Below are 24234 nucleotides of genomic sequence, written 5' to 3'. Positions count from 1 at the left end.
ACGTTGCGGCCATGCAGGCCGTGACCCTCGTGCTCGCAGGGCTCGCCGCCCTGCTCCACGTCTACATCTTCGTGCTCGAGTCGCTGCGCTGGGAGGAGCCGGCGACCCGCCGGGTCTTCGGCCTCAGCGCCGAGCTCGCGACGGCCACCAAGCCGCTCGCCTACAACCAGGGCTTCTACAACCTCTTCCTGGCCGTCGTGACGGCCGCGGGCATCGTGCTCGCAGGTTCGCAGCCCGAGGCCGCCACCGCACTGCTCGCGGCCGGCCCCGGCTCGATGCTGGCCGCCGCCCTGGTCCTGATCACCAGCGACTCCTCCAAGGCCCGTGCCGCGGTGGTGCAGGGGCTGATCCCCCTGCTGTCGCTGGTCGCCCTGCTTCTCTGGCGCCTCTGACCTGCCTAGGCTCACCGCATGAGCGAGGAGTCGATGGCCGGCAGGACGATCCTGGTGACCGGCGCGAGCGACGGGATCGGGGCCGAGGCCGCGAAGGTGCTGGCCTCCCGCGGCGCGACCGTGCACGTGACCGGACGCTCGGCCGACAAGCTGCGGCCGGTCGCGGAGGCGGTCGGCACCGAGCCGCTCGTCGCCGACTTCTCCCGGCTCGACGACGTACGCCGCCTCGCCGACGAGGTCAACCAGCGGGTCGGCCGGATCGACGTGCTCATGAACAACGCCGGCGGCACCTTCGTCCCGAAGAACACGACCGTGGACGGTCACGAGCCGAACTTCCAGGTCAACCACCTGGCGCCGTTCCTGCTCACCCACCTCCTGCGCCCACGGCTCGCCGCGGCCGGGTCGTCGCTGGTGGTCAACACCTCGAGCGTCGGCAACCTGATGGGCAAGATCGTCCTCGACGACCTCGACTACCACCACCGTCGAGCGATCGAGTTCCCGGCGTACGGCACCGGCAAGCTGATGAACATCGTCTTCACCCGCGGCATCGCGCAGCGCTGGTCCGACGACGGGATCGTCTCGGTCGCCGTGCACCCCGGACCGGTCGGCAGCTCCTTCGGGCGCGACTCCTGGCTGGTCGGGCTCCTCTACCGCACCCCGCTGAAGCGCTTCGCGACGATCAGCGTGCCGGACGGCGCCGCCCCCCTGGTCGCACTGGCCGAGCGCGGCCCCGACCCGGAGCTCAACGGCCGCTACTTCAGCCGCTTCTCTCCCGACGGCCGCGAGAACAAGCAGGCCCACGACCAGGCGATCATCGACGGCCTCTGGGATCGGTCGCTGGAGATCGTCGGCCTCTCCTGATGCTCGCCTGACGCGCTCCTGAGCGGGAAGCCTGTACCCGCTCTGTTGAGCGGGTTTGAGCCTCCTGTGACCTGACTGTGCGTGGTCCGGCAACCATCGCGAACGGCTATGCGAGGCATGCCGCTCGGTGACTTCCGTCACACGGGGTCCGCGGGATTCAGTGTGCGACACCGCCCCGGCGGGCCCCGACGTCTCTCGGGGGGTCATGTCCACCACGCAGGTCCATCGAAGCAGGAGCCCCCATGAACCACCGTCGTACCTCCCGAGCGCTCGCCGCACTCGTCCCGCTGGTGCTCGTCGCCGCACCGACGGCGGCCAGCGCCCGTCCGGCGTCGGAGTACACCTACCACCGCGGTCAGTCCTCGGTCTTCCTCGCCCAGGGCCAGACCTGGGTCGCCACCGCGACCACCCGGCTGAGCTCGCTGATCGTCTCGCAGGGCGCGGAGGTCACCGCCCCCGACGGGTACGTCGCCGTCCTGACCGTCAACGGCGTCGAGACCGGCGGCACCCTCACCTCGACTGCCGGCACCGAGACCGTGATCGGGCCCGGCACCTACCGCGGCACCGTGATCGTGCACGTCGTCGAGGCCAACTCCGTGGCCTGGCAGACACTCACCTTCCCCGAGCGGCAGGCCGTCTACGTGGGCACCGACGGCGTGGACGGCGACAAGTCGGTCGTGGCCGCCGCCCGCACCGGCAAGAAGGGCAAGCTCGGTGCCAACGGCGCCCGCAACGTCTCGATCACCTCGACCGGCGAGAACTTCACCGGCTTCTACGTGCAGGGCCGCTCCTACCGGATCGCCGACAGCCGGATCACGGAGACCGGCAACGGCCGCTCCGACTTCGCCGGATACGGCGCCGGCGTGGTCGCCGACGGCCAGCGGGTCGTCGTCGAGGACTCCACCATCGCCAACAAGGGAGCAGCCCGGGTCGGCATCCTCGCCGCCAACGGCGCCAACCTCATCGTCAAGGACTCCAAGATCGCGACGAAGGACGGCACTCTCCCCTCCGACTACGTCTCGACCGTCGACCTCACCCAGATGCGCCAGGCCCCGTGGATGCTGGGGATCGTGGGCAACGTCCGGGCCACCAACCTGACCGGCGACGACACGAAGGCGACGTACATCGGCTCGGACATCTCCTCCGAGGGCTGGGGCGTGCTGTCGACCGACAGCGGGTCCGACGGCCAGCTCACGTCGATCAACAGCAAGGTGCGCACCACCGGCGACGAGGGCTATGGCGCCTACGCCATCGGCAACGCGACCGACCGCTTCCTCGGCACCTCGATCGACGTCGGCACGTACGCCGCGATCGTGACCGGCGGCTCGGTCGTCTACGGCGACAGCACCAAGGCCGCCGTCGCCCAGCTCGACTCCGACCTCGACCTGCGGCTGTCCGCGAAGGAGAAGCGCGCGCTGGCGGTCCGGCGCACGACCGTGCAGTCCGACGGGTGGGGCGTGATGTGGCACGGCCAGGGCAGCGCCGACATCTCGGGCCGGACCAGCTTCGAGACCGCGCGCTCGACCTTCCTCGACAAGGGCCAGCACGTCGACATCGACGTCGACGGGTCGCAGGGCGCGAGCCTGGACCCGGGCAACGGCGTGCTGCTCCAGATGATGCAGAACGACGACCCGGGGCCGGTCATGGTCGACGGCAACCTCGTCAACGAGGGCGTCTACACCGAGCCGACCGACGCACCGACGAAGGACGACTCATTCGACGTCACCGCCGTGCACGAGGACGCCGACGCGATCGCCGACTTCTCCGACATCGACCTCGATGGTGACTTCTACAACGGCATGCGCAACGGCAAGAACATGGTCCTGACCTTCGACGGCTCCGACGTCGACGGCGTCATCTCCGCGTCGACGACGCAGCACGCCCAGGACACCATCACCGCCGCCGACTACCAGCAGCTCGGCGTCGTCTCCAACACGGTCGGCAACGTCGTCAACAACGGCGTCATCGTGTCGCTGACCGGCGACTCGACCTGGACGGTCGCCGGCACGTCCTACCTCTCCTCGCTCACGGTGGGCGACGACGCGAGCGTCGTCGCGCCGTCCGGCAAGACGGTCACGCTGACCGTCGACGGTGTCGAGACCGCGATCGAGCCGGGCCAGACCTACACCGGCGACCTGGAGCTGACCGTCTCCTGACCCCAAGCAGGAGCGGATCCCCGATCACCCGCGCGGCCGAGGGTCGTGCGGGTGGTCGGGGTCGGCGGCGAAGATGCGCTCGTAGAGGTCGTAGACGACCGGCGACTTGTGGTTGTTGTAGTGCATCCCGTCGGTGAACCCCTCGGCCGCTGCGGCCCGCTTGGCCGCGGCGTAGCGCGCACGGTCGTCCTCGTGGCCGCGCAGCCAGTCGCGGAACATCCGGTGCCGCCGCGGCTCCGCCGAGCCCGGCGACCAGACGTGGAGGTTGCACTCGGGCTCCTCGAGCCGCAGCAGCCGGTGCTCCTCCCAGTCCGGCTCCCGGATCCGCAGCACCCACCCATCTGCCTCGAGCGCGGGCACGTACGCCGCCTCGTCGGCCGAGTCGGCCACGGTCAGGTCGATGTCGATCACCGGCTTCGCCGCCAGCCCCGGCACGGCGGTCGACCCGACGTGCTCGATCTGGATCACCCGGTCACCCAGCGCCGCTCTCACCCGGGCCGCCAGCTCGCCGTACACCTGCGGCCAGGCCGGGTCCGGCTCGACGACCTCGACCGGGATGCCGCGCTGCGGCGCATTCACCCGCGCGGCCGCGATCTCCTCGTCGGACGGGATCTCGAAGGGTCGCCAGAGCGGGTGGGTCGGCACGGTGTCCGACCCTATGCCGATCCGACGTCGGGGCCCGCGGCGCGGCGGGGTGACGGTTCACCAAGGGATGAAGTCGAACCCGCACTTCCCATGGCGAGTTCAGCCAGGGAAGTGTCGCTTCACCTTCATCCCTTGGTGAACCTGCGGACGGGCGGCAGCAGCATCAGCTCACGCTCAGCGCGGATCGGTCGTGCGGTACTGCCCCCGGTAGAACAGCAGCGGCTCGCCGGCGAAGTCCTCGGCGCCCTCGACGCCGTCGTCGGTGATCAGGTCGAGGACGCGGCCGATCACGACGTAGTGGTCGCCGGCCTCGTGGACGGCGTGGATCGCGCAGTCGAGGTGGGCGAGCGCGCCGTCGAGCATGGGGACGCCGCCCTGCGGCGAGGGCGTCCACTTCACCTCGGCGAACTTGTCGACGCCGCGGCTGGCCATCGTGTTGGACAGCTCGGCCTGCTCGGCGGCGAGGAAGTTGACGCAGAAGCGTCCGGAGCGCTGGATCAGCGGCCAGGCGCGGGAGGTCTTCGCCGGGATGAAGAGCACGAGCGGCGGGTCGAGGGAGACGCTGGAGAAGGACTGGCAGGTCAGGCCGACCGGCTCGTCGTTGCTCACCGACGTCACCACGGTCACGCCGGAGGCGAAGCGGCCGAGGACGTCGCGGAAGCGCCGGGCGGCGTAGACCGTCTCGGGGTCGTCGTGGACGGCGACGTCCTCGCCGGGCCGGAACTCGAAGTCGACGTCCTGGTCGCCGAGCCACGAGCTGATCAGCTCCGGACTGGGCCAGGTCTCCCGCGCGTCGAGGCTCATCCCGTCGGGGATCTCGCGGCTGGGGTCCGAGGTCATGAGGTCGATGTTCCCATTCCGGGTCGGACCACTACGCGCCGCCACCGAAGTCATGGCCCCAGTAGGACACCGCGGTCGACTCGCGGGCGACCCAGCGCTGGTCGTCGACGGTGAGGCCGTCGGTGCCGAACTCGACGTCGAACCCACCCGGCGACTTCACGTAGAACGACACCATCTCGTCGTTCATGTGCCGCCCGAGCGTCGCCGACAGCGGCGCCTTGTGCTTGCGCACCCGCTCCAGCGCGCGGCCCACGTGGTCGAGCTCGTCGACCTCGAGCATGATGTGCACGCACTTCGACGGGTTGGGCATCGGCAGGAACGCCAGCGAGTGGTGGCGCGGGTTGACACCCAGGAAGCGCAGCCACACCTTCGAGCCCGGCTCCTTGCCGACGAACTCCCCCGGCATGCTCATCGAGTCGCGCAGGCGGAAGCCGAGCACGTCGGCGTAGAAGCGCAGCGCCTCCACGTCGTCGAGCACCGGCAGCACGATGTGGCCCATCCCCTGGTCTCCGGTCACGAAGGTGGCGGCGTACGGCGTGACGATCGGCCGCGACTCGTAGGTGATCCCGTGGAAGAGCTCGAAGACGTTGTCGAACGGGTCGGAGAAGCGGATCAGCTCCTGCACGCGGCGCTCGTCGAGCTCCTCCCGGGTGCCCTCCTCGAACTCCACGCCGGCCTTCTGCAGGTGCTCACGAGCCTCCTGCAGCGCCCGGTGGTCGGCGACCTCCCAGCCGACGCAGGAGAGCTGGTTGACCTCGGCGGGTACGACGACCAACCGGGCCGAGACCTCGTCGATCCGCCAGTACTGGTGGTCCGGGTTGGGCCCGCGGCCGGCCGCGAGGCCGAGCACCTTGCCGGCGAACGTCTCCCACTGCGACAGGTCGGTGCTGTCGACGCGGACGTAGCCCATGGACTTGATGTCGATGGTCATCAGCGGCTCCTCTCGACGTGCCGGGCCAGGAACGAGGTGGAGATCTCGGCGAACTCCTCGGCCGCCTCGATCTGCGCCCAGTGGCCGCAGTTGGGGAAGACGTGCAGCTGCGCCTTGGGGATCAGCTTGAGCGCGGTGAACGCGCCGTCGAGCGGGTTGACGCGGTCTTCGCGGCCCCAGGTGAGCAGGGTGTGCTTGCGGAGGTGGTGGGCCTCGCGCCAGAGCATGCCGTCCTCGGCGGTCTCGGGGTTCCAGAAGGACATCCCCATCGACCGCATCGCGTCCTGGGCGCCCGGCGCGGTCGCGTCGGCGAAGCGCTCCTCGACCAGCTCGTCGGTGACGAGGTCCTGGTTGACCACCATCGTGGAGATGAAGGCCCGGAGGTTCTCCCGCGTCGGCTCGGCACCGAAGTTCATCAGCCGCTGCACGCCCTCGGTCGGGTCGGCGTGGAAGAGGTTGAGCGACAGGCCACCGGGACCCATGAGGATCAGCCGCCCGACCCGGTCGGGGTAGCTGAGCGCCAGGCGCATCGCCGTACCGCCGCCGAGGCTGTTGCCGAGCAGGTGGACGCGGTCGATGCCGAGCTCGTCGAGCAGCTTGACGACGTGGTCGGCGGCGTGCCGGTAGTAGTTGCCGACGACCGGCGGCTTGTCGGACCCGCCGAAGCCGGGCTGGTCGACCAGCAGGGTCCGGAACGACGCGGCGAAGCCCGGCAGCGCGCTGCCGAAGTTCGACCACGCCGACGCCCCCGGGCCCCCGCCGTGCAGCATGACGAGGGGCAGCCCGCCGCCGACGTCGGTGGGCTCGCCGGCCTCGTAGTAGTTGAGCGTGATGTCGCCCGCTTTCGCGGACCGCTGGACGCTCGCCTTGTCGAGACTCACTCAGTACATCCCCGGGTCGACCTTGTGCCCGAACTCGTGCGCGCCGTACATCTGCAGCGCCCGCTCGGGGTCATTGGCGGCGTGGACGCGGCCCGCGTGGGCGTCGCGCCAGGCGCGCTGGAGGTAGGTGCCGTTGGCGAGCGCCCGGCCGCCGGACGCCTCGAAGAGCGCGTCGATCGCGTCGATGGCGCGCTGGCTGCCGAGCACCTGGTCGCGGCGCACGCGCAGGCGCAGCTCGAGTGGGATCTTCTCCCCCTTGGCCACGTGGTCCTGCTCCTCGCGGATGTTGTTGACCAGCAGCGCCCACGCGGCGTCGATCTCCGAGGACGCCTTGGCGATGCGGACCGCCGCGAAGGGGTCGAGCGAGGCCTTCTCACCGAGGTACGCCGCCCGCACGCGCTTCTGCTGCATGTCGACGTGCTCGGCGTAGGCGCCCCGCGCCATGCCGATGATCGGCGTGGTGATGGTGCCGGTGAAGATCGAGTGGAAGGGCAGCTTGTAGAGGTCGGAGGTGTTCTGCTCCTGACCCGGCCCGAAGCAGCGTCCGGTGTCGCCCATCGACAGGGTGAACGCGTCGGGCACGAAGACATCCTCGACCACGATGTCGTTGGAGCCGGTGCCGGAGAGACCGACCATGTGCCAGACGTCGAGGATCGTGTAGTTCTCGCGCGGCACCATGAAGGTCTTGAAGTCGACGACGTTGCCCTCGTCGTTGAAGACGAGGCCGCCGAGCAGCACCCACGCGCAGTGGTCGCAGCCGGAGGAGAAGCTCCACTTGCCGGAGAGGAGGTAGCCGCCCTCGGTCAGCTGCGCCTTGCCCGTGGGGGCGTACGACGAGCTCAACCGGGTCGTCGAGTCGGTCCCCCAGACGGCCTGCTGGGCCTCGTCCGGGAAGAGCGCGACCTGCCACGGGTGCACGCCGACCACGCTGGACACCCAGCCGGTCGAGCCGCACGCGCTGGCGATGTCGCGCACCGCCGTGTAGAAGTCCACCGGGTCAGCTTCGTGGCCGTCGAAGCGCTTCGGCTGGAGCAGCCGGAAGAACCCGACCTCCTCCAGCTCCTTGATCGAGGCCTCGGGCACCACGCGAAGTCGCTCGGCCTCGTCGGCCCGCTCCCGGATCCCGGGAAGCAGGTCGCGGACGCCGTCGAGAACAGCCTGGGACATCGCATCTCCTGTCACGTCGAACTACAGGAGCGATACTAGAACACGTTCTTGTTTTGGTCGAGAAGGGCACCCCGGGCCAACGGTAAACGTTCCATTTCGGGCCCGGGGTGCCCGCTCGCGGCCGGTCAGGCCGCCGTGCGCCCGGCGTCCGCGGCGATCGTCGCCCCCGTCAGGTAGCTGCCGGCCTCGGTCGCCACGAAGACGATCACGCGGGCGATCTCGTCGGGCTCGGCGGCCCGGCCCAGGATGGTCGAGGCCGCGATCGCGGAGGTGTTCTCCTCGCCCATGCCGACGAAGGTCTCGGTCCGCGTGGGCCCGGGCGCCACGGCGTTGACCCGCACCCCGGAGCCCGCGAGCTCCGCGGCCCAGGTCCGGGTCAGCGACTCGACGGCCGCCTTGGACGCCGAGTAGACCGACAGTCCGGGCATCGCCACGCGGGCCGCCATCGTGCTGACGTTGACGATGCTCCCGCTCCCCCGCTCGACCATGCCGGACACCACGGCCTGGGTCAGGAAGTAGAGGCCGCGGACGTTGACGTCGAACGTCGCCTGGAAGCTCTCGACGTCCTGGCTGACCAGCGGGCCGCCGGGGAAGATCCCGGCGTTGTTGACGAGCACGTCGACCGGGCCGACCGCGGCGGCCAGGTCGCGCACGGAGCCGAGGTCGGCGAGGTCCGAGCGGACGAAGCGGGCCGTGCCGCCGTCGGCCCGGATCGCGTCGACGACGGCGGCGCCACGGGCCTCGTCCCGGCCGGTGACGACGACGGCGTACCCCTCGGCGGCGAGGAGCGCGGCGGTCGCCGCGCCGATCCCGGCGGTGGAGCCGGTGACGAGGGCGGTGCGGGTGGTGTTCATGGATTCCTCCAGGTGAGTGGGTTGTGCGATCCAGATTGCGTGGATAAAAATGGATCAGCAACTCCAGAAAGTGAGCCCATGACCACCACCCCCGCCCGTCGCCTGACCCGCAAGGGCGAGCAGACCCGTGCCCGCATCGTCGAGGCCGCCGCCGACCTGATGTTCGTGCGCGGGGTCGCCGGCACCACGCTCGACCACGTCCGCGCCGAGGCCGGCGTCAGCAGCTCGCAGATCTACCACTACTTCTCCGACAAGGACGCGCTGGTCAGGGCGGTCGTCGCGTTCCAGAACGACGCGATCGTCGGCCAGCACGAGCGGTCGTTCGCGACCCTCGACTCGGTCCCGGCGCTTCGGGCCTGGCGCGACCAGATCGTCGCCCACCAGGAGCGGATGCAGTGCCAGGGCGGCTGTCCGATCGCCGCCCTCGGCAGCGAGCTGGGTGAGCTGGACCTCGACGCCCGCGAAGGGGTCGCGATCGGCTTCCACCGCTGGCAGGCCGCGATCCGGCACGGCTTCGAGGCGATGCAGAGCCGCGGGACCCTGCCGGCCGAGGTCGACGTCGAGACCCTCGCCACCGCGACGCTGGCGGCGCTGCAGGGCGGGCTGCTGCTCTGCCAGATGCACCGCTCGACAGCGCCGCTCGCGGCTGCGCTCGACACGATGCTCGACCACGTGGAGTCGCTGGCTCAGTAGTCCTGGGGCTGGTCGAAGAAGCCGTCCGGGTCGTACGTCGCACGCGCCTGGGCGAGCCGGTCGGCGTTGGCGCCGAAGTAGGCCGAGCGGTAGTCCTCGATCGTCGGGTCGGCGTAGTTGACGTAGGCGTGGTCGCCCCAGTGCGGCGTCATCGCCGACCGGAAGTCGTGCACGAAGGCGTCGGCGGTGCGGGCGTCTCCGGGCGGGAAGGTCGCGGTGTACTGCACGGTCGCGAGCGCGTCCCGGTGCACGAACGCCGTGTCGCCGGGTGCGAGGTCGCCGACCGTGCCACCGAGCGCGTCGATGGAGATGCCGGCCTCCTTCAAGCCGGAGTCCTGCGCCGCCTGGACCCGGTCGAGGAGGTCGCCGATACCAGCGGGGTCGAGGGCGTCGTACGCCACGTGCGAGGTGGCCGCGAAGGACTCGCGACCGCCGGAGCCGGCGTAGGCCTGCATCGCCTCGAGGTAGCCGCGGACGTGGTCGGACCGCACGCTCGGCGTGGGCACGTGGTCGAGGAGCCCCGCCAGCTGGGCGTCGAGGCCGGCCGACGGGCCGGTCCAGGTGCCGGAGAGGAGCAGCGTCGGGCCGGAGGTGTGGGTCGTGCCGCCGAGCGCCTTGAGCGTCGACCAGAGCCGCGCGTCGGCGGCCGGCGCCCACTGCTGCCAGGCCTCGATCACCTGCTCGGCCGCGTCGAAGGGCCACTCCAGGTAGGTCGAGCTGATCGTCGGCGCGGCCGTCGTCTCCATCACGAAGGACGTCACCATGCCGAGGTGGCCGCCGCCGCCACCGCGCAGCGCCCAGTAGAGGTCGGGCTCGTCGTCGGCGCTGGCGGTGCGCAGCCGGCCGTCCGCGGTCACGACGCGCATCGAGGTGACGGCGTCGCAGGTGAGACCGAGCGCGCGGGTGAGCACCCCGACTCCCCCGCCGAGCGTCAGGCCGGCGATGCCGACGGTCGGGCAGGACCCACCCGCGATCGCCCGGCCCTGGCCGCCGATGCCCTCGTAGACGTGTGCGAGCGCCGCGCCGGCGCCGACTGTGGCGGTGCTGCCGGAGACGGAGACGTCGTCCAGCGGGCGGCAGTCGAGCACCAGCGCGCGCGGCGATCCGCCGCCGGACCAGCCGGGGTAGGAGTGCCCGCCGGAGCGCAGCGCGACCGGCAGGTCGTGGTCCCGGGCGAAGGTGAGGCCGGTGGCGACGTCCTGCTCCGAGCCGACCGAGAGGACGGCGAGCGGGTGCTCCCCGTCGTACCGCGGGTTGGCGAGCAGCCGGACCTGGTCGTACGTCGGGTCGCCGGGCCGGGCGAGCGTGCCCTGGACGTGGCGGCGCAGCCGGTCCCACGGCACCGGCCCGCTGGCGCTGCTCGCACCGCCGGAGCTCGGGGTGGGCGCGGGACTGCCGCCGTCGGAGGAGGAGCAGGCGGCCAGCGCACCGAGCGCACCGGCGCCGAGGACCGCCCGTCGCGTCCAGCCGGTCACAGGCGGTCGGCGTGGGCGCCGTGCCGGTCGACGTAGCGGAGCACACGGGTGAACATCGTGTTGAGCGAGGCCAGGTCGGGCTCGCCGGCCTCGGGCGCGGCCGCGACCGTCGCGAGCACGTGGGCAGCCTCGTCGGGGTGGGCCCCCGCGGCGACGGCGGCACAGATCCGGGCGGCGGTCCGGACCGGGCCGGGCTCGATCGTCCAGATCGCCTCGAAAAGGCGCTGCGGGTCCGGGACGCTCTCCTGGCCGGGCAGCTCCCACGCCACCAGGGTCACCGGCGAGTCGTCGCTGTCGCAGGTGACCAGCCACTCACGCCGCAGGGGCGACTCGGGTCCGAGCCCGACCCGAATCACCTCCCCACGGGCGCCACCGACGAGGTCGTCGTCGTCGAAGTCCGCGAAGACGAAGGCCGAGGCCGCGAGCCGGCCGAGGTCCTCCCACCTGCGCTGCGAGGAGCGGTAGTGGCGGGCGTGCTGGAACCCGCCGAAGATCCGCGCCCGGTCGGCCTTCGCGCAGAACTCGTCCTCGATCGCCCACGACAGCGCGACGAGCGTCGACTTGTGGAGGCGCTCGACCGGGAGGTAGGGGTACTCGCGACGCAGCGAGGCGAAGACCGAGCCGTCGGTCGGGCGGCCGATGTCGCGGACCCGCTCGATCGCGGCGTCCAGGCGCGCCCCCTCCGCGCGGCGGCGGACGACCTCGCGGATCCGGGCGATGTCACCTGCGGCGTACCGCCGGTGGCCGCTCGGCAGCCGCATCGGGACGGGGAAGCCGTAGCGGCGCTCCCAGGCCCGCAGGGTCGCGACGCTCACCTGGGTGCGCTCGGCCAGCTCGCCGATGCTCAGTCCCGAGTTCGACACTCTGTCCAGGCTCATGTCGTGCATCTAAACATCCTGTTCACCGCGGCCCCGCCATCACCCCCACCGGCTACCCCATCCTCGGAATCCTCGGGCGCCGCTTCCGGTTGGCACGGTCGTGACCGCCCTCTTCTCCCCCATCACCCTCCGCGACGTGACCATCCGCAACCGGGCCTGGGTGGCCCCGATGTGCCAGTACTCCGCCGTCGACGGCCTGCCGGACGAGTGGCACCTCGTGCACCTCGGCTCCTTCGCCCGCGGCGGCGCCGGCCTGGTCTTCACCGAGGCGACCGCGGTGAGCCCCGAGGGTCGGATCTCGCCCGAGGACACCGGGCTCTGGAACGACGAGCAGCAGGCCGCCTGGGCCCGGATCGTCGACTTCGTGCACGCCCAGGGCGCGACCGCCGGCATCCAGCTGGCGCACGCCGGCCGCAAGGCCTCGACGTACTCCGGCTTCAGCGGGCAGCGCGGCGGCGTCCCGGACGCCGACGGCGGCTGGCGCCCGGTCGGGCCCTCTCCCGACCCCTTCCCCGGCCTCCGCGAGGACCCGGAGCCGCTCGACGCCGCGGGCATCGCCCGGGTGGTGACGGCCTTCGGCGACGCCGCGGAGCGCGCGCTGGCCGCCGGGTTCGACGTGCTCGAGGTGCACGCGGCGCACGGCTACCTGCTGCACGAGTTCCTCTCGCCGCTCTCGAACCACCGCGAGGACGAGTACGGCGGCGCCTTCGACAACCGGGTCCGCCTCGTCCTCGAGGTGGTCCGCGAGATCCGTGGCCGCGTCGACTCCGGCGTGCCGGTCGTCGTCCGCCTCTCCGCGACCGACTGGGTCGAGGGCGGCTGGAGCGACGACGAGACCGTGCGGCTCGCCGGGCTGCTCCGCGAGGAGGGCGTCGACCTCGTCGACACCTCGTCCGGCGGCAACGTGGGCGCCGACATCCCGGTCGGCCCGGGCTACCAGGTCCCCTTCGCCCGCCGGGTGCGCACCGAGGCCGGCATCCCGTCGGGTGCGGTCGGGCTGATCACCGAGCCCAAGCAGGCCGAGGAGATCATCGCCGAGGGCTCGGCCGACGTGGTGCTGCTCGGCCGCGAGCTGCTGCGCGACCCGCACTGGCCGCTGCGTGCGGCGTACGAGCTCGGCGTCGAGCTCCCCGACCTCTGGCCGGTGCAGTACCGGCGCGCCGCGCGTTAACCCACCGGGTGTGGGTACGTCGGACGGGTGACTGCCGACCCTCTCGACCCCTACGTCCACGTCCGCGGGGCCTCCGAGCACAACCTGCGGAACGTCGACGTCGACATCCCACGCCACGCGATGGTCGCGTTCACCGGAGTGTCCGGCTCGGGCAAGTCCTCGCTGGCCTTCGGCACCCTCTACGCCGAGGCCCAGCGCCGCTACTTCGAGTCGGTCGCGCCGTACGCCCGGCGGCTACTGCAGCAGGTCGGGGCGCCACACGTGCAGGAGGTGACCGGGCTCCCGCCCGCGGTCGCGCTCCAGCAACGTCGCGGGGCGCCGACGTCCCGGTCGTCGGTCGGCACGATCACCACGCTGTCCAACCTGCTGCGGATGCTCTACTCCCGCTCCGGCGACTACCCGCGCGGCGCGGACCGCCTGGCCGCCGAGGCCTTCTCCCCCAACACGGTCGCCGGGGCGTGCCCGCGGTGCAGCGGGCTGGGGGTGGTGCACGACGTGACCGAGGAGCTCCTGGTCCCGGACCCGTCGCTGAGCATCCGGGACGGCGCGATCGCGGCGTGGCCGGGCGCCTGGCAGGGCGCCAACCTGCGCAGCATCGTGACCGGGCTCGGCATCGACATCGACAAGCCGTGGCGGCGACTGCGCAAGAGCGACCGCGACTGGCTGCTCTTCACCGACGAGCAGCCGTCGGTCCTGATCAAGCCGGAGCGCGACCGCGTCGACTACGGCTACCACGGCCAGTTCTGGAGCGCCCGCAAGCACGTCATGCACGTGCTGGCCGACTCGACGAGCGAGCGGATGCGCGAGCGTGCACTCCGGTTCGTCGTCGACGCGCCGTGCCCGGACTGCGGCGGCAGCGGGCTGCGTCCGGAGGCGCTGGCCGTGACCTTCGAGGGCCGGTCGATCGCCGAGCTCAACGACCTCCCCCTCACCGGCGTCGTCGAGGTGCTGCGCCCGGTCGCCGAGCGCCCGCAGGACTCCGACGAGGTCGCGGTCCGGCTCTGCGCCGACCTGGTCGCCCGCATCGAGGTGCTCCTCGACCTCGGCCTCGGCTACCTCGGCCTCGGCCGCAGCTCGACCACGCTCTCCCCCGGCGAGGCGCAGCGCCTGCGGATCGCCACCCAGCTGCGCTCCGGGCTCTTCGGGGTCGTCTACGTGCTCGACGAGCCGTCGGCCGGACTGCACCCCGCCGATGCCGAGCCGCTGCTCGACGTGCTCGACCGCTTGAAGGAGGCCGGCAACTCGCTCTTCGTCGTCGAGCACGACATCGACGTCGTGCGCCGCTCCGACTGGGTGGTCGACATCGGTCCCGGCGCCGGCGAGTCGGGCGGCAGGGTCCTCTACAGCGGACCGGTCGCGGGTCTCGAGGACGTCGCGGAGTCGGCGACCAGCGCCCATCTCTTCGGCCGCGCCGAGCGCGTCGAGCACGACGTGCGCCGACCGCAGGGCTGGTTGCGGCTCGAGGGCGTCACCCGGCACAACCTGCGCGACCTGTCGGTCGACGTGCCGCTCTGCGTGCTGACCGCAGTCACCGGGGTCAGCGGGTCCGGGAAGTCGACGCTGGTCAGCCAGGTGCTGGCCGAGGACGCGGAGGCGGCCGCCTCCTTCGACCGGGTCGTCGTGGTCGACCAGCGACCGATCGGACGGACGCCGCGGTCGAACCTCGCGACGTACACGGGCCTCTTCGACGCGGTCCGCAAGGTCTTCGCCGCGACCGATGAGGCGCAGGAGCGGGGCTACGGCGCCGGCCGCTTCTCCTTCAACGTGGCCGAGGGCCGGTGCGAGACCTGCCAGGGCGAGGGATTCGTGGCCGTCGAGCTCCTGTTCCTGCCCGGCAGCTACGCGCCGTGCCCGACCTGCCACGGGGCCCGCTACGACGACGAGACGCTGGAGATCACCTACCGCGGCCGCAACGTGGCGGAGGTCCTCGGTCTGTCCGTCGACCAGGCGGCGGACTTCCTCGCCGACGTGCCGGCCGCCGCGCGCAGCCTTCGCACGCTGCGCGACGTCGGGCTCGGCTACCTGCGGCTCGGGCAGCCAGCGACCGAGCTCAGCGGTGGTGAGGCGCAGCGGATCAAGCTCGCGACCGAGCTCCAGCGGGCGCACCGCGGGCACACCCTCTACCTGCTCGACGAGCCGACGTCCGGCCTGCACCCGGCCGACACCGACCTGCTCCTGCGGCAGCTGCACCGGCTCGTCGACGCGGGCAACACCATCGTGCTGGTCGAGCACGACCTGGACGCGATCGCCAGCGCCGACTGGGTGATCGACCTCGGCCCCGGCGGCGGCGACGCGGGCGGCCGGGTGGTCGCCACCGGCACGCCGGCCGACCTGGCCCGGGCGAGGGACAGTCGCACCGCGCCGTACCTCGCGCGGCGACTCGCGGGTGGCGCCGCGCGCTGACGCTACGGTGACGACATGTCCTACGTCGTCGACTTCGTGGACGTCTCCACGACCGGGCTGGAGTCCTCGCCGGTGGCCGAGGCGCTCGCCGGCCTGCGCGCCAACGAGGCCCGCTACTTCAAGAACAAGTTCGACCACACCTTCACCGTCGAGCCCGCCGCCGAGGCGAGCGACACCGTCGACCACGTGCACCGGATCCTCGCCGAGGAGCGCGACCTGCACATCGCCTCGACGCCGCTCGAGGCCACGGACTTCGTGGTCGACGGGGTCCGCTGGTCCTACGTGTTCTACGAGTCCGGCCTCTCGATCAACGTCCTCTACACGCTCGAGGACGGCGGCAAGCGAGCGGTGGGCTTCAAGCTCTCCGACGGCATGGAGGTGCCGGAGGAGCTGGCGGACCGCTTCAAGTTCGCGCGCCAGAAGTCCAAGCTCGCGGGCACGATCCGGGGCTCGTTCTTCGTGATCAAGGGCGAGTACTGACCGCGTGAACCCCTCACGCACCGCCATCGCGATCGGCCTGGGCATCCTGCTCCTCGTGGCCGGCGTGATCGCGGGCGTGGTGCTCTACCGGGCCGACGTCGACACCCGCGACCCGCTCACGGTCAGCTGGGGCGGCGACGACGGCCACCCGGCCTGCGTCTACCAGCGCAAGCGCAAGACCGTCACCGCCACCGTGTCCGTCACCGGCGACGCCGCCGGCCAGGACTCCGTGACGATCACCGTGGCGTCGTACGCCGACGAGAACACCCGGCACCAGGTCGGGTCCGAGACCCGCGAGGTCGGCGTCGACGGTCGCGTCGACACCGAGGTCGACCTGACCATGCGGGTCCGTCGCCCGCCGCACGTCGACGAGGACGGCGTGGTCGCCTGCACCCTCGACGCCGACGGCGCGATCGTGGACTGACCCGTGGGCGCGCTGGTCGCGCAACCAGCGGTCACGGGCCACTAAAGTGCTTAAGGTGAAGGACGAGGGAGCACCGGGGGACGCGACCATCTACGACGTCGCGCGCGAGGCCGGCGTGAGCATCGCCACCGTCTCCAACGTGATGAACAAGCCCGATCGCGTCGGCGAGCAGACCCGGCAGCGCGTGCTCGAGGTGGCCGACCGCTTCGGCTACGTGCCCAAGGCGAAGGCGGCGAGCCTGGCCCGCAAGCACGTCGGTCGGATCGGGGTCATCGCTCCCTTCACCACCTACGCGAGCTTCATGCGGCGCCTCAGCGGCGTGCTGTCGGAGGCCGCGGGTCGCGGCGTCGACATCTCGGTCTTCGACATGGAGTCGGCCGCCACGGCGGCGTCGCCCGTGCTCGAGTCGATCCCGATCCGTGGGTCGGTGGACGGCCTCATCGTGATGGGCGAGCCGCTCGAGACGGCCGTCGAGCAGCGCCTCGCCTCGCGCAACATGCCGGTCGTGGTCATCGACGCCGACAGCGACAGCTTCCACGTCGTCAAGATCGACGACTACCGGGCCGGCCGACTGGCGGCCCGGCACCTCGTCGACCTCGGACACCGCCACATCGGCTACCTCCTCGAGGGACAGGTCGCCGACTACGAGTCGCAGGCCCTGCGTCGACTGGGCGGCTTCCAGGCCGAGCTGGCGCTCCACCCGGGGATCGAGCTCACCGTCAGCCAGTCCGTCGGCACGCTCGCCGCCGCGCGGGAGGCCGGGCGGCGCCTGCTGGACGTCGACCACCGCCCGACCGCCGTGATGGCGCACTTCGACGACCTCGCGGTCGGCGTCATGCACGCGGCGAAGGACCTGGGGATCTCGGTCCCGGAGTCGCTCTCGGTGCTGGGCTTCGATGACGGACCGGTGGCCGAGTCGGCCGACCTGTCCACCGTCCGCCAGCCGTTCGAGGAGTCCGGGGCCCTCGCCGCCCGGCTGCTCCTCGACGCCCTCGAGCGGCCGACCGAGCGTCACCTGACCGTCCTCGACTGCACCCTGGTCCCGCGCTCCACGACAGCTGCGCCGGCTGAGCGGACCCCGTGACGGGCCGCCCTTCGCGGTTTGTAAAGTGCTTTACACAAAGTACTTGACGAGATGTGACGGCCGTTACTAACCTCAGAGCTCCGCGTTGACGCGCCCTCTCGGGTCCCCACCACCCACCTCGCAGGCGTGTACGCCTCGACAAAGGAGATCTGTGTGATCACGACATCCCGCCCGAGCCGGAGGTTCCTCGCTGCGCTCGCCGTCACGGCCACCGTGGCGCTGACCGCCTGCAGCGCGCCGGGCGCCGATGAGTCGACGACCTCGGACCAGGCCGCCGGAGACGTCAGCACCGAGCTGACCGACAAGGACGTGACTCTCAACCTCTACCTCGAGACCGGCTTCCCGATCGTCGAGGAGCTCTCGAAGGAGTTCACCCGGCAGAACCCGAACATCACGTTCAAGATCCGCAGCGATCAGTTCGCGGCCCTGACCGAGAACGCGCCCCGCGTCATGGCCAGCGACGACGCGCCGGACCTGATCCGCCTGCCGACGATCGCCGACTCCGCCAGCGACGGCCTGCTGCTGAACCTGGACCCCTACTACGAGGCGTACGGCTGGGACCAGTTCCCCGCCTCCCAGCTCGAGCAGATGCGGGTCGACGACGAGGGCAGCCGCGGCTCTGGCTCGCTCTACGCCCTGGGCGTGGGCTACTCGGTGACCGGCGTCTACTACAACAAGGAGATCGCCGCCGAGATCGGCATGGACGAGCCGCCGACGACCATCGACGAGCTCGAGGACGACATGGCCGCGGCCAAGGCCGCCGGCGAGCAGCCGATCATGCAGTTCAACGACATCGGTGGCGCCGCGTTCCCCTTCCAGGCCCTGCTCAACCAGTACTCCGACCCGGCGGACGTGTCCGACTGGATCTTCCAGAAGCCGGGCGCCACCATCGACACCGACGCTGCGGTCGAGGCGGCCACGCACCTCGCCGACTGGGCCGACAAGGGCTACTTCACCGACGACGTGAACAGCCTCGACTACACGAACATGGTGGGTCGCTTCGCCAAGGGCGAAGGGCTGTTCATGTTCGACGGCGACTGGGAGTCCGCCAACCTGGACAAGTCGATGGGCGACAAGGTCGGCTTCTTCCTGATGCCCACCGAGGAGGAGGGGGGAGAGCCCGTGGCGATGGGCGCACCGAACACCTACGTCGTGCCCGCGAAGGCGGCCCATCCCGACGAGATCGCGTACTTCCTCAACTGGCTCCACACCGATGAGAAGGCGCGACAGATCATCGTCGACGACAGCGGAGCCGCACCCGGCGGCCCTGCCTCGCTGCCGGTGCCCGAGGTCCCCGAGACCTCGCTGACCCACCAGACGCTCGCCGCCGCGGCCACCATCGGCGAGTCCGGCGTCCTGACCGACTTCGTCGCCAACGCCACCTCCGGCATCTACGCCGACGGCATCCGGCCCGAGCTGCAGTCGCTGCTCGACGGCCGGATCAGCCCGGAGGACGCGGTCAAGGGCATCCAGGACGAGTACGAATCCGAACTCGGCTCGTGACCCTCACCCACCAGGAGGCGGGCCGCACCCCCGAGCGGCCCGCCTCCGCCCCCCGGGCCCGCCGAGGGCGTCGCTCGCGCCGTCGCTGGGCTCATCTCGTCTACGTCGCGCCCGCGCTCCTCATGTACGGCTTCTTCGTCCTCAAGCCGCTCGTGACGTCGGTGCAGTACTCGCTGTACGACTGGAACGGCATCGGCCCCGCCACCTGGGTGGGCCTCGACAACTACCGCCGGGTGCTGACCGACCCCGACCAGCTCTCCATCGTCGGCCATGCGTTCGAGCTGATCATCTTCTTCACCGCCGTGCCGGTCTTCCTCGGCCTCGTCGCCGCAGCGCTGATGCACGGTCTGCCGCAGGGCTCCTTCTCGACCGTCGCCCGCACCGTGCTCTTCATCCCCCAGGTGATCCCACTGGTCGCGGCCGGCATCGTCTGGGATTGGGTCTACTCCAGCGACGGCATCGCCAACCAGCTGCTGTCCGCCGTCGGACTCGGCGGCGTGACCCGCCCCTGGCTCGCCGACTTCTCGGCCGCACTGCCGGCCGTTGGCCTGATCGGCTCGTGGGTGATGCTCGGACTCTGCACCCTCCTGCTCCTCACGGGCATCAACAAGATCGACCCCTCGCTGTACGAGGCGGCGCGCATCGACGGTGCCAATCGGTTCCGGGAGTTCGTGCACATCACCCTGCCCGGCCTGCGCCGCGAGATCGGCGTGTGCGTCACGGTCACGATGATCGCGGCGCTCGCCAGCTTCGACATCATCTACATCTCGACGCAGGGCGGGCCGGGCCGTTCGACGATGGTTCCCGGCGTCGAGATCTACCGGCTCGCCTTCACCCAGCGCGAGATCGGTCAGGCCTCGGCCATGGCGGTGATCCTGATGGTGCTCGTGCTGGTGACCATCGTCCCGATCCAACGACTCACCCAGAGGAGCGACGCATGACGGCCCCCCGGCGTGACCAGCTGGCCGGCAAGGCGCTGCTCGTCCTCTTCATGGTGCTGACGCTCATCCCGTTCGCCACGCTGCTCTCGACGGCGCTGCAACCGGCGGGGTCGATCCCGACCGGTTTCAGCTGGCCCTCCGATCCCCAGTGGGGCAACTTCGCCGAGGCGTGGCGGATCGCCCACCTCGCGCCCCTGATCAAGAGCAGCCTGCTGATCGCGGTCGGCGTCGTCCCGGCATCGCTGGTGCTCGCGACGCTCGCGGGCTACGGCCTCGCCACGCTCAAGATCCCGTTCTCGAACCTGATCTTCGTGGTGTTCCTGCTAGGCCTCACGATCCCGTTCGAGTCGCTCATCACGCCGCTCTACTACCAGATGGACAGCCTCGGGCTGCTCAACACCCGCTGGGCGCTGGTGCTGCCGCTCATCGCGCTCTACATGCCCTTCGGGGTCTTCTGGATGAGGGCGCACTTCCTCACGGTGCCGGCCGAGCTCTCCGAGGCCGCCTTCATCGACGGGGCCGGGACGTGGCGCACCTTCCGGCACATCCACCTCCCACTGGCGCTGCCCGCGCTCTCCTCGCTCGCGATCCTGCTCTTCCTCTGGACGTGGAACCAGTTCGTCCTCGCGATCGTGATGGTGGACGACCCGCTCAAGCGCACGATGGCCGGCGCCCTCGGCGCCTTCCAGGGCCAGTACGGCACCGACATCGTGCTGCTCTCGGCCGGTGCGCTGCTGATCATGGCCCCCACGATCGTGGTGTTCGTGATCTTCCAGCGCCAGTTCTCCCGCGCGCTCCTCCAGGGCGCCGTCAAGGGCTGAGGCCCGCCTCGTCCTCCTCCCGGCTCCGCCTCCGGAGCGCGATCCACCCTCGTCGACAGGACCCCGATGCCGCAGTACGACCTCCCCCACGACCAGCTGCTCACCTATCGCACGCGCGCGACCGAACCAGAGGACCTGGCGTCGTTCTGGGACGACACGCTGGCCTCCTCGCGCGCCGGATGGTGGTCGCCGAAGGTCGAGCCGGTCGAGAGCGACGTCACCCTGGTCGACATCTACGACGTCACCTTCGCGGGCTTCCAGGGCGAGCCGATCAAGGGGTGGTACCGGCGACCCGCCGGCGTCACGGAGGACCTCCCGGTCGTGGTGCGCTACCAGGGCTACACCGGCGGCCGCGGTCTCCCCCACCAGGTCGGCTTCCTGCCGCTGGCGGGCTACGCGACCCTCGAGATCGACAGTCGGGGCCAGGGGTCCGGTGGCGGGTACGTCGGCCACACCGCCGACCCCCACGGACATGGTCCGTCCTTCCTCGGCGGCTTCATGACCCGCGGCGTGCTCGACCCGGCCGACTACTACTTCCGCCGCCTCTACACCGACGCCGTGCTCGCCGTGGACGCCGCGGCGTCGCTCCCCGGCGTGGCGGACGACCGGATCGCGGTCCACGGCGTCAGCCAGGGAGGTGGGCTCGCACTCGCGGTCGCATCGCTGCACGACCGGCCGAGTGCCGTCATGGCCGACGTCCCCTTCCTCTGCGACTTCCCCCGCGCGATCACGCTGGCCACGGAAGGCCCCTACCTGGAGTTGGCCGGCTACCTGGCCAGCCACCGCGACGAGGTCGACCAGGTCCTGCGCACCCTCGCGTACTTCGACTGCGCCCTCCTGACGCCGCGCGCGACGGCCCCCGCCCTCTTCTCCGTGGCGCTCATGGACACCGTGTGCCCGCCGTCGTCCGTCTACGCCGCCCACAACGCGTACGCCGGCCCGACCGAGATCCACAGCTACCCGTTCAACGACCACGAGGGTGGACAGTTCCACCAGGAGGCGATCCAGCTCCGGTGGCTCGCGGAGCGCCTGCGCTGAGTTCCCTCCCTCGCCAGCCCACGCCGTCCCCAGGAGCACCATGATCATCCGCAGCCGCATCCCGTCGCGTGGACCACAGCTCATCGCCTACGCCGACCGCCTGGGAGGAGACCTCGCCGGGCTGCGCGAGGTGATGACGGACCTCTTCGACGGCGTCTTCGACGGCGTCCACGTGCTGCCGTTCTACCGGCCCTTCGACGGGGCGGATGCCGGCTTCGACCCCGAGGACCACACCGAGATCGATCCGCGTCTGGGGTCCTGGGACGACCTGCGGACCCTGGCGGCCGACCACCGGGTGATGGCCGACCTGATCGTCAACCACATGTCGACCAGATCGCCGCAGTTCCGCGACGTCGAGCTGCACGGCGACGCGTCGCGCCACGCTCCGCTCTTCCTGACGCTCTCGTCGATCTTCCCCGACGGAGTCTCGGAGGACGACCTGGCGCGGATCTACCGGCCCCGACCCGGCCTGCCGTTCACGACGATGACCCTCGGCGGCCGACGCCGGCTGGTGTGGACGACCTTCACCTCGGAGCAGGTCGACCTGGACATCCGGACACCGGAGTTCTGGAGCTACCTGACGTCGATCATCGACGCGCTCACCGGCAACGGGGTCTCCCTGCTGCGGCTCGACGCGGTGGGCTACACCGGCAAGCAGCCCGGTACGGACTGCTTCATGACGCCCGAGTCGTCCGCCCTGGTGCAGCGCATCAGCGACTACGCGCACGCGCGCGGTGCCGACGTCCTGCTCGAGGTCCACGGGCACCACGAGCTCCAGGTCGAGATCGCCCGGTCGGTCGACTACGTCTACGACTTCGCGCTCCCGCCGCTCCTGCTGCACGCGCTGATCCAGGGCGATCCGGCGCCGCTCGCGCGCTGGCTCGAGGTGCGCCCGGCGAACTCCATCAACGTGCTCGACACCCACGACGGCATCGGCATCATCGACGTCGGCCCGTCGCAGCCGACCGCGACCGATCCGGGCCGCCCGGGGCTGCTCGACGCCACCCAGATCGACACGCTCGTCGCCGCGATCCACACCAACAGCGCCGGGACCAGCCTGTCGGCCACCGGAGCCGCCGCGTCGAACCTCGACCTCTACCAGGTCAACTGCACCTACTACGACGCGCTGGCCGGTGACGACCGTGCCCTGCTGATCGCTCGCCTCGTCCAGCTCTTCCTGCCCGGCATCCCGCAGGTCTACTACGTCGGGCTCCTCGCCGGCCACAACGACATGGAGCTCCTCGCCGCCACCGGCGTCGGTCGGGACGTCAACCGGGCGCGGCTGACCCGCGCCGACATCGCGGAGGCGGTGCGCCAGGACGTGGTCCGGGAGCAGCTCGCCGCGATCCGGCTCCGCTCCCGGCATCCTGCCTTCGCCGGCGACTTCGACGCCGAGCTCGACGGTCCGGTGCTCACGCTGCGGTGGCGCACCACCGAGGACGATCTCACCCTTCGGGTCGACTTCGCGGAGGTCAGCTACACCCTCACGAGTGGTGGGGTCGCTCAGGAGTTGGCGGCTTCCTTCTCCTGATCCGCCTTGAGCATCAGCGCGATGTCGATGAGCTGGTCCTCCTGGCCGCCGATCAGCTTGCGGCGACCGGCCTCGAGCAGGATCTTCGCGCCGGAGACGCCGTAGCGGTCGGCGGCGTTGCCGGCGTGCTTGAGGAAGGACGAGTAGACCCCGGCGTACCCCATCATCAGGGTCATCCGGTCGAGCTGGCACTCCTCGGGCATGGCCGGCTTGATGACGTCCTCGGAGGCGTCGACGATCTGCAGGAAGTCGATGCCGGTCACCCAGCCGAGCTTGTCGCAGACGCCGACGAACGCCTCGAGCGGCGTGTTGCCGGCACCGGCGCCGAAGCGGCGGACCGAGCCGTCGATCTGGGTCGCGCCCGCGCGGGCCGCGATGACGGTGTTGGCGACGCCGAGGCCGAGGTTCTCGTGGCCGTGGAAGCCCACGTCGGCGACGTCGCCGATCTCGGCGACCACCGCGGAGACGCGGTCGGCGGTCTGCTCCATGATCAGTGCGCCAGCCGAGTCGACGACGTACACGCACTGGCAGCCGGCATCGACCATGATCCGGGCCTGCTTGGCGAGCACCTCGGGCGGCTGGGTGTGGCTCATCATCAGGAAGCCGACGGTCTCCAGGCCGAGCTCGCGGGCGAGGCCGAAGTGCTGGATCGAGACGTCGGCCTCGGTGCAGTGGGTGGCGATCCGGCAGATCTGGCCGCCGTTGTCCTGCGCCGCGCGGATGTCGTCTTTGGTGCCGACGCCCGGGAGCATGAGGAAGGCGATCTTGGCGCGCTTCGCGGTCTCGGCCGCGATCCGGATCAGCTCCTGCTCCCACGTCTTGGAGAAGCCGTAGTTGAAGGACGAGCCGCCGAGGCCGTCGCCGTGCGTCACCTCGATGACCGGTACGCCGGAGCCGTCCAGCGCCTCGACGATGTCGTGGCACTCCTGCGCGGTGAACTGGTGCCGCTTGTGGTGCGAGCCGTCGCGCAGGCAGGTGTCGGTGAGGCGCAGGTCCAGCGTGCCCCACGGGTCGTCGCCATGGGTGCCGGACCAGGTGCGGTCGAGTGCGTTGATGTCGGTCATC

The 24234-nt window shown here is 71.1% G+C and carries 23 protein-coding genes; 14 read left to right on the top strand and 9 right to left on the bottom strand.

Annotated elements, in window-relative coordinates; all coding sequences use genetic code 11:
* The first annotated feature begins 11 nt into the window (after nucleotides 1-11).
* The 3 genes from K8U61_RS11845 (at nucleotide 12) to K8U61_RS11835 (ending at nucleotide 3409) form a co-directional block, all read left to right on the top strand.
* Nucleotides 12-392, top strand: a complete 381-nt coding sequence (locus K8U61_RS11845; RefSeq protein WP_224123228.1) for a DUF1304 domain-containing protein — start codon at nucleotides 12-14, stop codon at nucleotides 390-392.
* Nucleotides 393-410: 18 nt separating this feature from the next.
* Nucleotides 411-1253, top strand: a complete 843-nt coding sequence (locus tag K8U61_RS11840; protein ID WP_224123227.1) for an SDR family NAD(P)-dependent oxidoreductase — start codon at nucleotides 411-413, stop codon at nucleotides 1251-1253.
* A gap of 242 nt (nucleotides 1254-1495) precedes the next feature.
* Nucleotides 1496-3409: an autotransporter outer membrane beta-barrel domain-containing protein gene (locus K8U61_RS11835; protein WP_224123226.1), complete on the top strand. Its 1914-nt coding sequence runs from the start codon at nucleotides 1496-1498 to the stop codon at nucleotides 3407-3409.
* A gap of 24 nt (nucleotides 3410-3433) precedes the next feature.
* Here the strand turns inward: K8U61_RS11835 and K8U61_RS11830 are convergent, their stop codons facing one another.
* The 6 genes from K8U61_RS11830 to K8U61_RS11805 form a co-directional block, all read right to left on the bottom strand.
* Nucleotides 3434-4054 carry a GrpB family protein gene (locus K8U61_RS11830; protein WP_224123225.1) on the bottom strand — a complete coding sequence of 207 codons (621 nt, stop codon included), beginning with the start codon at nucleotides 4052-4054 and terminating at the stop codon, nucleotides 3434-3436.
* 174 nt (nucleotides 4055-4228) lie between these two features.
* Nucleotides 4229-4894, bottom strand: coding sequence for a flavin reductase family protein (locus K8U61_RS11825; protein WP_224123224.1), 666 nt, complete (start codon nucleotides 4892-4894; stop codon nucleotides 4229-4231).
* 31 nt (nucleotides 4895-4925) lie between these two features.
* Nucleotides 4926-5825: an iron-dependent extradiol dioxygenase HsaC gene (hsaC, locus tag K8U61_RS11820; RefSeq protein ID WP_224123223.1), complete on the bottom strand. Its 900-nt coding sequence runs from the start codon at nucleotides 5823-5825 to the stop codon at nucleotides 4926-4928.
* Nucleotides 5825-6706 carry a 4,5:9,10-diseco-3-hydroxy-5,9,17-trioxoandrosta-1(10),2-diene-4-oate hydrolase gene (gene hsaD / locus K8U61_RS11815; RefSeq protein WP_224123222.1) on the bottom strand — a complete coding sequence of 294 codons (882 nt, stop codon included), beginning with the start codon at nucleotides 6704-6706 and terminating at the stop codon, nucleotides 5825-5827. The genes hsaC and hsaD overlap by 1 nt, the downstream gene beginning before the upstream one ends.
* Nucleotides 6707-7873, bottom strand: a complete 1167-nt coding sequence (gene hsaA / locus K8U61_RS11810; RefSeq protein WP_224123221.1) for a 3-hydroxy-9,10-secoandrosta-1,3,5(10)-triene-9,17-dione monooxygenase oxygenase subunit — start codon at nucleotides 7871-7873, stop codon at nucleotides 6707-6709. It abuts the gene before it with no gap.
* A gap of 125 nt (nucleotides 7874-7998) precedes the next feature.
* Complete coding sequence (locus K8U61_RS11805; protein WP_224123220.1) at nucleotides 7999-8727, bottom strand: SDR family NAD(P)-dependent oxidoreductase; 729 nt, start codon at nucleotides 8725-8727, stop codon at nucleotides 7999-8001.
* Between the two features lie 78 nt (nucleotides 8728-8805).
* Here K8U61_RS11805 and K8U61_RS11800 point away from each other — a divergent pair, with 78 nt between their 5' ends.
* Nucleotides 8806-9420, top strand: coding sequence for a TetR/AcrR family transcriptional regulator (locus tag K8U61_RS11800; protein ID WP_224123219.1), 615 nt, complete (start codon nucleotides 8806-8808; stop codon nucleotides 9418-9420).
* Here the strand turns inward: K8U61_RS11800 and K8U61_RS11795 are convergent.
* Together K8U61_RS11795 and K8U61_RS11790 are read right to left on the bottom strand one after the other, a co-directional pair.
* Complete coding sequence (locus K8U61_RS11795; protein WP_224123218.1) at nucleotides 9414-10895, bottom strand: FAD-binding oxidoreductase; 1482 nt, start codon at nucleotides 10893-10895, stop codon at nucleotides 9414-9416. The genes K8U61_RS11800 and K8U61_RS11795 overlap by 7 nt on opposite strands.
* Nucleotides 10892-11773, bottom strand: a complete 882-nt coding sequence (locus K8U61_RS11790; protein WP_224123217.1) for a DICT sensory domain-containing protein — start codon at nucleotides 11771-11773, stop codon at nucleotides 10892-10894. The genes K8U61_RS11795 and K8U61_RS11790 overlap by 4 nt, the downstream gene beginning before the upstream one ends.
* A gap of 100 nt (nucleotides 11774-11873) precedes the next feature.
* On the opposite strand from K8U61_RS11790, the gene K8U61_RS11785 reads away from it, so the two are divergent.
* From K8U61_RS11785 to gtfA, 10 genes are all read left to right on the top strand, one after another.
* On the top strand, nucleotides 11874-12944 hold the full coding sequence (locus K8U61_RS11785) for an NADH:flavin oxidoreductase/NADH oxidase (protein WP_224123216.1): 1071 nt from the start codon (nucleotides 11874-11876) through the stop codon (nucleotides 12942-12944).
* 27 nt (nucleotides 12945-12971) lie between these two features.
* A complete protein-coding gene (locus tag K8U61_RS11780) occupies nucleotides 12972-15347 on the top strand; it encodes an ATP-binding cassette domain-containing protein (protein ID WP_224123215.1) in 2376 nt (791 codons plus the stop codon).
* Nucleotides 15348-15362: 15 nt separating this feature from the next.
* Nucleotides 15363-15827, top strand: a complete 465-nt coding sequence (locus K8U61_RS11775; RefSeq protein ID WP_224123214.1) for a DUF8821 family protein — start codon at nucleotides 15363-15365, stop codon at nucleotides 15825-15827.
* Between the two features lie 4 nt (nucleotides 15828-15831).
* Nucleotides 15832-16251 carry a hypothetical protein gene (locus K8U61_RS11770; protein WP_224123213.1) on the top strand — a complete coding sequence of 140 codons (420 nt, stop codon included), beginning with the start codon at nucleotides 15832-15834 and terminating at the stop codon, nucleotides 16249-16251.
* Between the two features lie 55 nt (nucleotides 16252-16306).
* Nucleotides 16307-17335 carry a LacI family DNA-binding transcriptional regulator gene (locus K8U61_RS11765; protein WP_224123212.1) on the top strand — a complete coding sequence of 343 codons (1029 nt, stop codon included), beginning with the start codon at nucleotides 16307-16309 and terminating at the stop codon, nucleotides 17333-17335.
* Between the two features lie 153 nt (nucleotides 17336-17488).
* Nucleotides 17489-18838: an ABC transporter substrate-binding protein gene (locus tag K8U61_RS11760; protein WP_224123211.1), complete on the top strand. Its 1350-nt coding sequence runs from the start codon at nucleotides 17489-17491 to the stop codon at nucleotides 18836-18838.
* Nucleotides 18835-19779 carry a carbohydrate ABC transporter permease gene (locus tag K8U61_RS11755; protein ID WP_224123210.1) on the top strand — a complete coding sequence of 315 codons (945 nt, stop codon included), beginning with the start codon at nucleotides 18835-18837 and terminating at the stop codon, nucleotides 19777-19779. Before K8U61_RS11760 ends, K8U61_RS11755 begins: the two co-directional genes overlap by 4 nt.
* The gene (locus K8U61_RS11750; RefSeq protein ID WP_224123209.1) at nucleotides 19776-20600 is read left to right on the top strand and encodes a carbohydrate ABC transporter permease; all 825 of its coding nucleotides are present in this window, start codon (nucleotides 19776-19778) and stop codon (nucleotides 20598-20600) included. Before K8U61_RS11755 ends, K8U61_RS11750 begins: the two co-directional genes overlap by 4 nt.
* 66 nt (nucleotides 20601-20666) lie before the next feature.
* Nucleotides 20667-21638, top strand: a complete 972-nt coding sequence (locus K8U61_RS11745) for an acetylxylan esterase (protein WP_224123208.1) — start codon at nucleotides 20667-20669, stop codon at nucleotides 21636-21638.
* A 40-nt stretch (nucleotides 21639-21678) separates the two neighbouring features.
* Entirely contained in the window at nucleotides 21679-23169 is a 1491-nt protein-coding gene (gtfA, locus tag K8U61_RS11740) for a sucrose phosphorylase (RefSeq protein ID WP_224123207.1), read from the top strand.
* Here the strand turns inward: gtfA and dmpG are convergent.
* The gene (dmpG, locus tag K8U61_RS11735) at nucleotides 23142-24233 is read right to left on the bottom strand and encodes a 4-hydroxy-2-oxovalerate aldolase (RefSeq protein WP_224123206.1); all 1092 of its coding nucleotides are present in this window, start codon (nucleotides 24231-24233) and stop codon (nucleotides 23142-23144) included. The genes gtfA and dmpG overlap by 28 nt on opposite strands.
* Nucleotide 24234: the final 1 nt, after the last annotated feature.

The sequence above is a fragment of the Nocardioides mangrovi genome (genome assembly GCF_020073815.1).
GTDB lineage: Bacteria > Actinomycetota > Actinomycetes > Propionibacteriales > Nocardioidaceae > Nocardioides > Nocardioides mangrovi.
This window is presented reverse-complemented; position numbering and strand designations above follow the sequence as displayed.

Excerpts from the sequence above, each read along its gene's own strand:
- K8U61_RS11845 (WP_224123228.1), top strand. The coding sequence starts at position 12 with ATGCAGGCCGTGACCCTCGTGCTCGCAGGGCTCGCCGCCCTGCTCCAC.
- K8U61_RS11840 (WP_224123227.1), top strand. The coding sequence starts at position 411 with ATGAGCGAGGAGTCGATGGCCGGCAGGACGATCCTGGTGACCGGCGCG.
- K8U61_RS11835 (WP_224123226.1), top strand. The coding sequence starts at position 1,496 with ATGAACCACCGTCGTACCTCCCGAGCGCTCGCCGCACTCGTCCCGCTG.
- K8U61_RS11825 (WP_224123224.1), bottom strand. The coding sequence starts at position 4,894 with ATGACCTCGGACCCCAGCCGCGAGATCCCCGACGGGATGAGCCTCGAC.
- hsaC (WP_224123223.1), bottom strand. The coding sequence starts at position 5,825 with ATGACCATCGACATCAAGTCCATGGGCTACGTCCGCGTCGACAGCACC.
- hsaA (WP_224123221.1), bottom strand. The coding sequence starts at position 7,873 with ATGTCCCAGGCTGTTCTCGACGGCGTCCGCGACCTGCTTCCCGGGATC.
- K8U61_RS11805 (WP_224123220.1), bottom strand. The coding sequence starts at position 8,727 with ATGAACACCACCCGCACCGCCCTCGTCACCGGCTCCACCGCCGGGATC.
- K8U61_RS11800 (WP_224123219.1), top strand. The coding sequence starts at position 8,806 with ATGACCACCACCCCCGCCCGTCGCCTGACCCGCAAGGGCGAGCAGACC.
- K8U61_RS11790 (WP_224123217.1), bottom strand. The coding sequence starts at position 11,773 with ATGAGCCTGGACAGAGTGTCGAACTCGGGACTGAGCATCGGCGAGCTG.
- K8U61_RS11775 (WP_224123214.1), top strand. The coding sequence starts at position 15,363 with ATGTCCTACGTCGTCGACTTCGTGGACGTCTCCACGACCGGGCTGGAG.
- K8U61_RS11750 (WP_224123209.1), top strand. The coding sequence starts at position 19,776 with ATGACGGCCCCCCGGCGTGACCAGCTGGCCGGCAAGGCGCTGCTCGTC.
- K8U61_RS11745 (WP_224123208.1), top strand. The coding sequence starts at position 20,667 with ATGCCGCAGTACGACCTCCCCCACGACCAGCTGCTCACCTATCGCACG.
- gtfA (WP_224123207.1), top strand. The coding sequence starts at position 21,679 with ATGATCATCCGCAGCCGCATCCCGTCGCGTGGACCACAGCTCATCGCC.
- dmpG (WP_224123206.1), bottom strand. The coding sequence starts at position 24,233 with ATGACCGACATCAACGCACTCGACCGCACCTGGTCCGGCACCCATGGC.